The organism is Chlorogloeopsis sp. ULAP01 (genome assembly GCF_030381805.1).
Lineage (GTDB): Bacteria > Cyanobacteriota > Cyanobacteriia > Cyanobacteriales > Nostocaceae > Chlorogloeopsis.
Window position 1 is genome coordinate 112525 of sequence record NZ_JAUDRH010000016.1, and the last position, 11450, is coordinate 123974.

Here is an 11450-nt window from a genome sequence, read left to right on the forward strand (position 1 = left end):
GAATTTATATTTTCTTCAACTCATAACTCATAACTCATGACTCATAACTCTTAACTCATAACACCTACTCCTAACTCTCGACTTTATTACGCTGGTGTAACGCTGACGATTTTGCCACCTTGGCGTACAATTTGCTGAATTTTGTCCGAAAGCCGCTCGTAGGGTACGACAATTGCGTAGCTGCTACGACGCACGCTGGGAAAACCAGGATTGCGCTGTCCGGTGACTTCGATGCGATAAACGCGATCGCCTTCTCCGACAGCATTTCCCATATTCTTTCTAGGTGTTACATCCGTACTCGCACGGTAACCCCAGTTAGAATTGCTGCCAGAAGGCCCAACAATTGAGGATGCGCTGTTAGTTCCTAATTCCCTTGCCAGACGAGTTTTGCTGCCTTCTACTTGAGCGCGATCGCTATTGGCATAACCTCGGTATAAGCGGAACATCCGGTTAAAGCCAACGGTTTTTTGTCCGGGTTGGGTCTCAAAACCGCGATAATATGGGACAACATTGTCGCCGAAGTTGTTCAGATATTCGACTGAATCAATGTAGGAGTCTATTTCGGCATCAAATCCTTCGCTGTGATATAAGTCTAAGTGATAAATCACCTCAGACTCATCGTAGGGAGCACGACCCAACAAATGCTTGTAGTTGAGTTCGATAAACCGAGTTTGGAAATTGTTGTAGAAGAATTTCTTTTTGTAGAGTTCTGACTTGGCAACACTACGCACAAACTCCCGCACTGTCAGATTGCCATCCCGCAGGAGTGATTCTGCACTTACAAGGCGTTCGGATGCCATGATGTAGTCATTACCCAAAACTTGCCGATATACGGCACGGATAACTGTTTCCACATCTTCTCTGCTTGCGTAGGGACGCAGCTCAACTTTAGCCGTGTCGCTAAATGCCTCTGTTCCCAGCCTAGATGCTGCTGCTGTAATTGCCATATTTCTCTGTCCCCTTATTTATTTCCACGCTGACACTCTTTGCGTGTTTGATAAATATTTTTTATCAATCCCCAGATACAACTATGCCCGGAGCTTGATCCAACTGCCAGGTAATTCCAAACAGCTGCATCCCTCTCCGGGCCGGGTTGCTATCTAGCTGAGAGCGTTGATTGCGTAATCAATGTAGGTGTTGGCTTCGTTAGCAGCTTGACCAGATAAACCGTGGTTACCTTTGATGTATTTCAAAGCTTCTACGTACCAGCTGGGAGACAAATCGAAAGCGCTGTTGATTTCAGCCAAACCAGCAATCAAGAACTCGTCCAGAGGGCCGGTGCCACCAGCAACCAAGGAATAGGTGATGATCCGCAGGTAGTGACCGATATCACGAGCACACTTGGACTTACCACGAGAATCAGCAGCGAACTGAGGGCCGCTCATTTGGGTGGTGTAAGGAAACTTTTGATATACAGCTTGAGCAGCACCATCAATCAAGCGTTGTGCGTTGGAAGTCAAAGCGCGAGCAGCTTCCATGCTGGCAGTAGCACGCTGAAAACGACCGTTAACAGCTTGTAATTCAGTGTTGCTCAAAAAACGTCCTTGGGTATCAGCAGCTGCAATTGCTTCGGTAATTGGTGTCTTCATGATCTAGAATCTCCTTAAAGTTTTGTAACTTATAGCCGAGATACCTATACTTTGGGTTTCTGGGCTTTTTTGTTGTGATGTTAATTAGGCAACTGCAGCAGCAGCGCGATCAAAGTAGCTAGCCAATTCAGACATCAAAGAATTGCAATCACCTTTGGTGATACCGTTCGGGTCGTTAGCAATGTTGATTGCAGCTTCTTTCATCTTTTGAACACCAGCTGCTACGGAAGAACCGGGAGTACCCAAAGCTTGGTAGGTTTCGCGCAAGCCGTTCAAGCAACGGTCATCCAATACACTAGCGTCACCAGCCAATGCAGCGTAGGTGACATAGCGCAAGATGATTTCCATGTCGCGGAGGCAAGCAGCCATGCGACGGTTTGTGTAAGCATTACCACCAGGAGCAATCAGCTGGGGCTGCTCTTCAAACAAAGCACGAGCAGCGTTGGTTACGATGGTGGAAGCATTGCTGGTGATGCGGTTAACGGCATCCAAGCGCTTGTTACCGTCTTTAACCAGATTGCTTAGAGCATCTAGTTGATCGTTGCTCAGGAACTCACCTCTGGAGTCGGCTTGAGAAACCACCTTGGCAAATGCGTCTAACATGGAATATTCTCCTAATTCCTTAGTTGAGTGCTGTCTTGATTAAAACTGGCAATGTTTTATCAGTGTGGATTGGTTAATCACAGACCATGAATGAGAGTGTTTCTCTTTTTCTTCTGAGTCATTTCCCATTTTTCAAGTTAAACGAGAAAAATGAGAAACTGGAGTGTTTTTATGAGAAACTGGCAAACTTTACGAATTGATTGCCATCTTTAACTTTTGCCTGCTGTTTAACCCCTCCAGCTTATGTTTATACAATGCTATAGGGGCATTATCTGTTACAAATTATGAATAAATGAGATAGACCAATAAGAAAAGCCTCAAAAGCTTTACATACAAGGGCTGTAACTGAGAATAAGCAGTTGTTTTGCGTAACAAAACTTTGTAAATAATCGAAATGAAGCGCAATGTTTCTTTGTTTAGATTTTTTTAACTTTTGCCAAAAGGCATATATAACAACCTATTGAAGTTGTATATAAATTTGGTACATATAGGGTAATGTGTAAAGATTTCTTAACAAAAAAGTTTTAAATATTGCGGCTAGTTGCTGAAATTTGTCACTACCAGAGAAACTTGAAGAGAAGGGTAGGTATTAATACTAAAAACAAAGCTACTGTAAAAACAGCATCAAGAGGGGAGAAGACAAAAGTATTTATGTCTCCCAATCCTGCTCATATTTTGATTCTGTTGTCTGTAACTTCTATAGCAGAATTTTTTCTAAAGCTGCTGCAATTCGCGATCGCACAACTTGATCCGGTTCTCGATCAAGTGCTGCCATTAAAGCAGAGTGAGCTTCTGACGTAGCAATTTCCTGCAAAGAAACAGCAGCTGCATAACGCAGTCCCCAATCGTCTGGCGTGAGCAATGCCCAAGTCAGTTTTTGGACAACACGGCAGATAGTTTCTGCATCTTTTGTCGTGCTGCCTATTTTCCCCAACCCACGTGCGGCAATACGGCGGACATTGCCCTGACAATGATTGGCGACTTCTGTACCGACTACCTCCGCGAATAAATCAGATGCTGTGCGATCGCCTATTTGAGCTAAAGCTTGAATGATATGTGCTTGTAAACCTTGATCGCGAGAGTTATAGTAATTACTAATTAGTGGTTCTACGGTCGCAGGTGCCAGCTTTACTAGAACTTCAACTGCTGCTGCACTCACAGAAGGATGATGATGACTTAAAGCTTGAATCAAAGCAGAAATCGCTGCTGTTTCCGTAGTTTCACTAGCAGCTATGGCAGCAATTGCAGAAACTGCATCTGCTGGCAATGAAGCAGAGTTTAATTGGGAAATGAGTTGCTGGCTATCTGTAAATTTCAGTGTATTCATTGTTGCTAGATAAATAGTGCAGATATAAAAAAAGGGACTAGGTACTAGGGATTGGGGATTAGATGACTAGAGCCTGTTTTCAAACTAGCCGACACCTCAAGAGCGCGGCTATATGAACAAAGTCCGCCGAGGCGGACTATAAGAAATTAAGATTTTGAGCCTGCTTTTGGCAGGCTTTGTTTGTGCAGCCTCAGGCTAAAACCTGAAGGCGTTTGGAGTCTGAAAATACGCTCTAAAGATTAGGAAAAAGTCTTCCCAATCACTAATCCCCTATACCCAATCCCCAGCCACTTCACAACTGAATTAACAAATCATCAATTGCTTGGAACAGTAACTGTGTTATTTCCTTGTCAGAGTCTTTCTTGGATGTATTGTATCCACCGCCATCCTCACAAGGGCGATCGCTATTTAACAAAGCTTCGAGAATGCGTTTCAAATTTAACAGCTTTAAACTGTTGGCAACCGGAGCTGCCAGAATTGCATCTACAGCTTGGCGATGCCCAACAGCTCCCAAATCAAATATTGCTGCCCAGCGTAAATACATATTGTCATGGTTAAGATTTTTGACAATACGTTCAATATATTGAGGTTCTTGAGTTAAAAGATACAAATATCGCGCCGCAGCACATTGTACTCGCTCAGAAGAATGATTGAGATAAGATTCTACCAGGGGACGAGCAGACCATACTTGCAAAGTGGCTAGCGCTTCAATTAGAGCTTCATAAGGCTGCTGTTGACTCGATTGCAACAGATTCAGTAAAGGATTAACAGCGTGCTTGTCACCAATAGCTGCTAAAGCCTGAATCACCGCTTCTCGCAAGCCCATGTCCTCATCACATTCCAACGCTTTAACTAACGCTGGTACTGCTTGCGGATTTTTGAGTTGCCCTAATGCTCGTGCAGCTTGACGACGTAGGGGATAACCTCCTGATGGGATGCGATAACCATCATCAAACAGAGCTTCACACAATGCCGTACAACCTGCTTGTACCTGATGCTTTCCCAACCACCAAGCAGCGTAATAGCGGATTTGATTATCTTCACCACTTAATGCCGCGATCGCTGCTTCTGGAGAAAGAATTGGTTCGGCAGAATAAGCAGCAGTCATACGATTTTGGATTTTAGATTTTGGAGCCACTGCGTTGCGGAGGTTCCCTCCGTTGTAGCAAGTGGCGTGATTTTGGATTGGGGATCGGGAAGAAAAGGATAAGGAGGCGAGGGAGGTAAGGAAGTGATAAGAGTAAATTCTTCCCCATCTTCTCTATCCCCCTCATCTGTTGCTCTTCCACTCTCCCCCTCCTCTTTTACGAGGCTGGCGTAATTTTAACTATCTTGCCACCACGCTTGTGTATTTCTTGGTATGTGGCTGAAAGTCGCTCGTAAGGCACAGTGTAAATTTGTCTGCTGCGACGTACTGCTACTTTGGTGTTTAATGTACCAGTGATCGCTTCGACAACAAACATCCGAGAATCTCCTAATGCAGGAGAACTGATTAATGTCGGTGCGGCTGATGCAAAGCCAGCAGCTGGTGATGAAGGTGGCACAATCATATTTGCCATATTCATCGAAATTTTTGACCGCAGCCGCGAACTTTTGCTACCAAACTGGGCGTTATCGCTATTACCTCTGCCACGGTAAAGCTCGAAAATACGGTTGTATCCTACGGTTTTCATCCCAGGAATTGACTGAAAGCCACGGAAATAGGGAACGACAAAATTACCGAAGGCGTTGTCGTATTCTGGGCTGTAAATGTAAGATTCTATTTCGGCGTCGTAACCACCAGAAGCATAAAGATCTACGTGGAATGCAATCTCTGATTGATCGTAGGGTGCACGTCCTAGCAAGTGCTTATAGTTCAATTCAATGAACCGCACTTGAGAATTCTTGTAAAAGAAGCACTCTTTGTAAAACTCGGATTTAGCTAAAAGCTCAACAAATTGTTTGACGCTGATTTTACCGTTGCGTAATAAAGCTTCGGCGCTTATAAATCTTTGACTGGCATATACTCCTTGACGCCCAAAAACTTGCTCGTAGGCTGCACGAAATATCAATTGCAGTTCATCTTCGCTCCAATTTGAGCGCAATTCAACTTTGTTGCCGATTTCGTCTCTAATTCCAAAGCGTTCTGCGACTGAAGTAGTCATCTTGACAATCGCTCCATTCTATTTCGTTTCTTTTTAAAACACGATTAATGGCTAATTGCCAATTGCTAATTGTTAATTGCTAAATGCTAATTGTATTTTTCATCAGCTATTAGCTATTAACCATCAGCCATTAACCATTAGCCATTAAGCAAGGACAAAGACACTAGCTATTTGGGATTAGCTCAATGCGTTAATCGCATAATTAATGTAGGTATTAGCTTCACCAGCAACGTCACCAGACAAACCATGATTGTCGCGGACAAATTCAAGAGCAGCTATGTACCAGCTAGGAGATAAACCAAGAGCGTTGTTGAATTCCTTCAAGCCTGCAACTACATAATCATCCAAGGGGCCAGTACCACCAACTACACAACAGTAGCTAATTGTACGCAAATAGTGGTCAATATCACGTACACACTTTGATTTACCTTCTGGAGTAGAAGCGTATTGTGGCCCTTGCATTTGGGTAGTGTAAGGGAATTTTTGATAAACGTGATTGGCTGCAGCTTCCGCCCATTTTTTACCATTTTGAGCAAATGCTCTGGCGGCTTCTAAGCCAGCACGAGCACGATTAAAACGACCAAATACTGCTTGTAATTCAGTGTTGCTTAGGTAAGAACCGCGAACATCTGCGGCGGCGATCGCTTCAGTCAATGGGGTTTTCATAATTTGCTTAATCTCCGAAAACTTGTCAACTAACTACTAAAAAATTTGAAAAATCTTTGCTTCAAATGTCGCACACTTAATTTTCATTGCTATGTCCTTCGTAATGACAAAGGACATTTTCAAAAAAGCGCAATGTACGACAAAAACATATTAAGCAACAGCAGCAGCAGCACGGTCAAAATAACTAGCTACTTCAGACATTAATTGACTACAATCGCCTCTGGTAATTCCGTTAGGATCGTTAGCAATTTGAAGTGCAGCTTCTTTCATTTTTTGAATTCCAGAAGCGACAGCATCGCCAGGAGTACCAAGAGCTTGATATGTTTCACGCAAACCGTTCAAGCAGCGATCGTCCATAGCACTGGTATCGCCTGCTAGTACGGAATAAGTTACATAACGCAGAATGAATCCCAGATCGCGGATGCAAGCAGCTTGGTTGCGATGGTGGAAGCAAGCACCGCCAGGATTAAATACTTGCGGACGTTCTGCTACTAAAGCACGATAAGCATTCGCCACAATGGAGGAAGCATTGCTAGTGAGTCGGTTGACTACATCCAAGCGCTTATTGCTATCAGCAACTACTGCCTGGAGAGCATTAATTTCATCACCACTCAGGTAAGCACCTTTTTTATCAGCTTGTTCAACGACTCTAGAAAAAGCGTCAAGCATCTTTAATTTTCTCCTCGATTTTATGGCAGCTATTTCAAACTGTTATAGTTAGCTTTGTGTCGGTCAAAAGTAATTGTTTTTTCAAGACAGTGAGGCAATATAAAACTGGCAATAAGTACGCATCTATACTCATGAAATATCATGAATATATGCAATAGTTTGCCCAAAAATTTTTACGTTTGTCTTGATATTAGGAATTACTTTCAAACCTTGTTCGTATTTTATATATTGCTTGTATTCTTTTTTTGTGAACTTTATTTAATAAGTGTAAAACCCTAGCTAATTACCCACAATTTATTGAAGCATCAAGCTTTTAGCTATATTAATTTGAGCGCACATTTACAATTGAATACTTTTGTTTATTTAAGTTAATATAATTTGGCTGTAAAATATTTTGTAATAAAAATAACAAATAAGCTAAACTTATTTGACATTAATAAAGTCTAGTCAGATTTAGCACATCTTGCTCTCTCAAAAAATTCTGTATTTTATGTAACTCTTTTATTCCCTTCTTTACTGAGTCAAAATACTTAAAACTCTAAAACCTTAATTTACTGAAACCATCATGACAGAATTCAGATATTTCCCGGTTTGACTATAACTTTGATACTGGGGATCGTGTAAAGTTCTGTAAAGATGAGTTAAGAAAATTCGGAAAAATTTCTCATTTTTAGCTCCAAGGAGAGATGCCAACTCGTCGCCGTAAAACTTCGAGTAGAGTTGTGAATGTTTGTGGAACAGGCGCAGTGACTTCAACCCAGTCTCCAGATAACGGATGCTGTAATCTTAATCGCCAAGCATGGAGTGCTTGCCCTGGTAAATTTACACCGATAGAACGACCTGAACTATAAACAGGATCGCCGACAATAGGATGACCAATATGTGAACTATGGACGCGAATTTGATGGGTACGTCCGGTTTCGAGTTGAAAATGCATCAATGTATAGTTACCCAGGCGTTCTAATACTCGCCAATGGGTTACCGCAGAACGTCCTCCTTGTTCTACGGGCAGGATAGCCATTTTTTTGCGATCTACAGGATGACGGCCGATCGCAAAATCAACAGTACCACTTTCTGTTTTCGGCGCACCGTAGACAATGCCTAAGTATTCTCGGCGTGCAGTTTTAGCTTTGAGTTGTGCTTGTAGGTGTTGATGAGCCAATTCGGTTTTGGCAATAGCGATCGCTCCTGTTGTATCCTTGTCTAACCTGTGGACAATTCCCGGACGCTGTACTCCACCAATTCCTGGTAGGTTGGGACAATGAGCTAAAATCGCATTAACCAAGGTACCATCAGGATGACCAGGTGCAGGATGAACTACTAACCCCGCAGCTTTGTTGAGAATCAGCAGTTGATCGTCTTCGTAGAGGATGTCTAGGGGAATATCTTCTGCTTGCAGTTTGAGGGGTTCAGCAGCAGGAATTTCTAGCGTGATGCGATCGCCTACTTTAACGTTTGCCTTTTTAGACGTGCAGACTTTGCCGTTAACTTGGATGTTACCTTGTTCAATTAACTGTTGAATACGAGAACGAGATAAATCTGTTAATTTTCCGGCAAGGTAGCGATCTAGACGTTCTCCTTGTTCTTCTACTTGTAAACTAATTTCGCTCACAGTTGCGTTGATTGAATTTTCAGTTTTTGTAGTTTCTGTTAGTGCTGCCGATAACGTCAACAGTCTGCCATCAAGACATTCAACCAGCCTAACTCAGATATAGATCATGTTTCGACTATCACAAGTTTTAGACTAGTAACTTTACTATTTTAACGAATGAATTTAGATACACAGCACAGAAAGCTTGAACAATAGTAGCAATACTGGCTGATATCCATTATCATTTTCAAGCTTATACCAAACATTAAATTGGTATTAAAAGTTTACCGTCGTTACACAAGAATATTGTTTTTTATGTAACAAACTCTTTTCATCTGTAATTTACTACACAAAATACATCAATATTTTGATATTCAAACACAATAATTTTGATGTATCGGTGTTTTATTTAGTTATTAAGTATTGCTGTAAATAATACATTATTTTCAAACTCAAAACCGGAAAATTTTAACATAAAAACAATTAGAACTTTTTTGTGATTATCAAGTTTTTTATTAAAATATTTCTCCTTATGTGTAGTCTGTGATTAAATAAGTAGATATTGTCAAAGTATTGATATTTACTATCTTTCCTGCCTGTATAATATATTAACTATTAGCCATTTATTGAGTTATTACTAACTCAGAACCAACTTAATTTGAGTATTTTTTATTCTGATTTATATTTTATCCGGATTCAAATCAGATTCTTTGAATATTTATTTCAGTAGTAAAGATAATAGTATTTTTACTGTTGCTTATGCTTTCTAGTAAACTTACCTAATGCTTAGTCACACAAATGTGAAAAAAGGTAAGAGCAGAAAACTAGAACCAATAGCGATATTTATTACTGATAGTTACTGGAGTAATAGCAACTATGAAGACATCAAATTATTCAGATTTATATAAAAATTAGATATTTCTAATAATTTATTTTGTGTCAATGCATTTATCATTACTCTTTAACAAAGATAGAATCATCGGATTCTATACTTTTTTGTTATTTTTGTACAAATCGAAGCGATAAAGAGTAAATTTATTATTGTCTTTACTATAATAATTAAAATAAAAAGTTTTCATGTTTTATTTAATCGAATCTAATATTTTTAATGCATATCGTAAGTTTTTTTGTTAAAGTATAGTAATCTAAAAGTTAGTAATAAGCTTTTATTTTGAGTATGCACTGCACTTGTTTATTTAGCTCAAAACTAATAAATTGAGCAGATATATTTTCTAGGGTGAATCATCATCCAGATCATTAGGGCAATTCTCCAAATCATCAGGACTAAACTTGAAAAGTTGTTTTCGTTACATATGAAGAAAGTTTCTTCTTCTAGGCAAATAAAAGTTGCACCTTGTACTTTTTTGTTGCTGAGTTAAGCATCTACTTAGCAACTACATAATGGGAGTTAGTTATTAGTGTCGTGCCAGCGAAGATTTTGCTGTTATTGAAAACAGAGCTTCACACAACAGTATTGTCGGTAGATCGAGTACTAGAGACAGTGAACTTTTAAGGGAAACTGCTTGTTGATACCTTAATACCCGATTCCTGATCGCTAGTACCGAATACAGACACTCGTTTCATGGCAACAATTAGAGCCATTTTGGTGTTTGGCAATAGCAAGGATACTTACCGAATTGAATTTGTAAACCTTGATTTCATTTGAGAGCCATAGCCATGAAGGTACTTCCTATAAATAGATACAGATTTTATCAATCACTACAACCACTATTTCTCCTCAAAAAAATTACTAGTAAATCAACTACTGGTTGTTTGCAAGTTTTTACAGCTTCAGCCTCTTGGTTAATCTATGTACGGGAGGGAAAATTAATTTATGCCTGCTGTACAGAGAAAATGTTTGAAATCCTTTACAAGCACTTACAGCATTTAAGTCAAAAAATTCCCACTCTCCATCATGGAATTAAAGAACACCTGCAAGCAATATTTGAAACTGGGATTGAAAATCAAGCAATACCGAATCCAGATTATTTAGCTATTTGTTGGTTAGTTAAGCAAAAGTATCTTACACCTGCTCAAGCTGGAATTTTGATAGAACAGTTGGCGCTAGAAGTTTTAGAGCCTTTTTTGAACTTAAAAGAGGGAAGTTATGAATTTACTTCCTATAGTTTTCTTGATGAGATGCCAAAGTACTGTCATCTAGATATACGTTTACTTGTTGAATGCTGTCAAAAGCGATCGCGGCAACATCTGGAAAATAAATCATCACAAAGTAGCTTATTTAGTAACAATACAAAATCGACAAGATTTAGTGCTATCAATGTGAATACGACTGCAAATCCTGCTCAGTCGAAACCGACATTATCAAAACCAAGTACCAATAAGGTTTTGACTCACCGTATTGTCACCGAAAACCAAAATAGTCGATTTATTCTCCAAACACCTACTGAGAAAAAAGTTCACAAAGTCTTATGTATTGATGACAGTCCAATAGTAGTTAATACTATTCAAAGATTTTTAGATGAGCAAATTTTTTCTATCGTTGGTATTAATGAGTCATTGAAAGGTTTAGTACATATTATTCGTCTTCAACCAGACATAATTCTACTAGACATTGAGATGCCAAACATAGATGGTTATGAACTGTGTTCTTTAGTACGCAATCATTCTTCTTTTAAAGAAACACCTATAATTATGATTACTGGCAGAACAAGTTTTATAGATAAAGCTAGAGCTAAAATTGTCGGAGCTTCAGATTTTTTGAATAAGCCTTTTTCTCAAGCTGATTTAATCAAAATTCTCTTTCAATATATTGATTAATTTAGCAAAGACAGTAAGCTAAATTAGAACCAAAATATGGATGTTGAGATTTGTGGTTTGCAATTCTATAAATTTTCAAGCTT

General features: G+C 39.7%; 10 protein-coding genes. 1 reads left to right on the forward strand and 9 read right to left on the reverse strand.

What is annotated here, in order from left to right:
• Window positions 1-86 precede the first annotated feature (86 nt).
• From QUB80_RS27585 to QUB80_RS27625, 9 genes are all read right to left on the reverse strand, one after another.
• Window positions 87-947: a phycobilisome linker polypeptide gene (locus tag QUB80_RS27585; RefSeq protein ID WP_289792664.1), complete on the reverse strand. Its 861-nt coding sequence runs from the start codon at window positions 945-947 to the stop codon at window positions 87-89.
• 153 nt (window positions 948-1100) lie between these two features.
• Window positions 1101-1592 (reverse strand): C-phycocyanin subunit alpha, encoded by a 492-nt coding sequence (gene cpcA / locus QUB80_RS27590; RefSeq protein ID WP_289792780.1) that lies wholly within the window; start codon window positions 1590-1592, stop codon window positions 1101-1103.
• A gap of 81 nt (window positions 1593-1673) precedes the next feature.
• The gene (gene cpcB / locus QUB80_RS27595) at window positions 1674-2192 is read right to left on the reverse strand and encodes a C-phycocyanin subunit beta (RefSeq protein WP_289792665.1); all 519 of its coding nucleotides are present in this window, start codon (window positions 2190-2192) and stop codon (window positions 1674-1676) included.
• Between the two features lie 697 nt (window positions 2193-2889).
• Window positions 2890-3519, reverse strand: coding sequence for a HEAT repeat domain-containing protein (locus QUB80_RS27600; protein WP_289792666.1), 630 nt, complete (start codon window positions 3517-3519; stop codon window positions 2890-2892).
• 292 nt (window positions 3520-3811) lie between these two features.
• A complete protein-coding gene (locus tag QUB80_RS27605; protein WP_289792781.1) occupies window positions 3812-4627 on the reverse strand; it encodes a HEAT repeat domain-containing protein in 816 nt (271 codons plus the stop codon).
• Between the two features lie 196 nt (window positions 4628-4823).
• Window positions 4824-5663 (reverse strand): phycobilisome linker polypeptide, encoded by an 840-nt coding sequence (locus QUB80_RS27610; RefSeq protein WP_289792667.1) that lies wholly within the window; start codon window positions 5661-5663, stop codon window positions 4824-4826.
• A gap of 177 nt (window positions 5664-5840) precedes the next feature.
• Window positions 5841-6329, reverse strand: a complete 489-nt coding sequence (locus QUB80_RS27615) for a phycocyanin alpha subunit (protein ID WP_016874691.1) — start codon at window positions 6327-6329, stop codon at window positions 5841-5843.
• Between the two features lie 150 nt (window positions 6330-6479).
• Window positions 6480-6998: a phycocyanin/phycoerythrocyanin subunit beta gene (locus QUB80_RS27620; RefSeq protein WP_289792668.1), complete on the reverse strand. Its 519-nt coding sequence runs from the start codon at window positions 6996-6998 to the stop codon at window positions 6480-6482.
• 670 nt (window positions 6999-7668) lie between these two features.
• A complete protein-coding gene (locus QUB80_RS27625; protein ID WP_289792669.1) occupies window positions 7669-8610 on the reverse strand; it encodes an RluA family pseudouridine synthase in 942 nt (313 codons plus the stop codon).
• A gap of 1656 nt (window positions 8611-10266) precedes the next feature.
• On the opposite strand from QUB80_RS27625, the gene QUB80_RS27630 reads away from it, so the two are divergent.
• The gene (locus QUB80_RS27630; RefSeq protein WP_289792670.1) at window positions 10267-11367 is read left to right on the forward strand and encodes a response regulator; all 1101 of its coding nucleotides are present in this window, start codon (window positions 10267-10269) and stop codon (window positions 11365-11367) included.
• Window positions 11368-11450 lie beyond the last annotated feature (83 nt).

What these genes read in the sequence shown, in the direction of transcription:
- QUB80_RS27585 (WP_289792664.1), bottom strand. Translation starts at nt 947, where the DNA reads ATGGCAATTACAGCAGCAGCATCTAGGCTGGGAACAGAGGCATTTAGC.
- cpcB (WP_289792665.1), bottom strand. Translation starts at nt 2,192, where the DNA reads ATGTTAGACGCATTTGCCAAGGTGGTTTCTCAAGCCGACTCCAGAGGT.
- QUB80_RS27600 (WP_289792666.1), bottom strand. Translation starts at nt 3,519, where the DNA reads ATGAATACACTGAAATTTACAGATAGCCAGCAACTCATTTCCCAATTA.
- QUB80_RS27605 (WP_289792781.1), bottom strand. Translation starts at nt 4,627, where the DNA reads ATGACTGCTGCTTATTCTGCCGAACCAATTCTTTCTCCAGAAGCAGCG.
- QUB80_RS27610 (WP_289792667.1), bottom strand. Translation starts at nt 5,663, where the DNA reads ATGACTACTTCAGTCGCAGAACGCTTTGGAATTAGAGACGAAATCGGC.
- QUB80_RS27615 (WP_016874691.1), bottom strand. Translation starts at nt 6,329, where the DNA reads ATGAAAACCCCATTGACTGAAGCGATCGCCGCCGCAGATGTTCGCGGT.
- QUB80_RS27620 (WP_289792668.1), bottom strand. Translation starts at nt 6,998, where the DNA reads ATGCTTGACGCTTTTTCTAGAGTCGTTGAACAAGCTGATAAAAAAGGT.
- QUB80_RS27630 (WP_289792670.1), top strand. Translation starts at nt 10,267, where the DNA reads ATGAAGGTACTTCCTATAAATAGATACAGATTTTATCAATCACTACAA.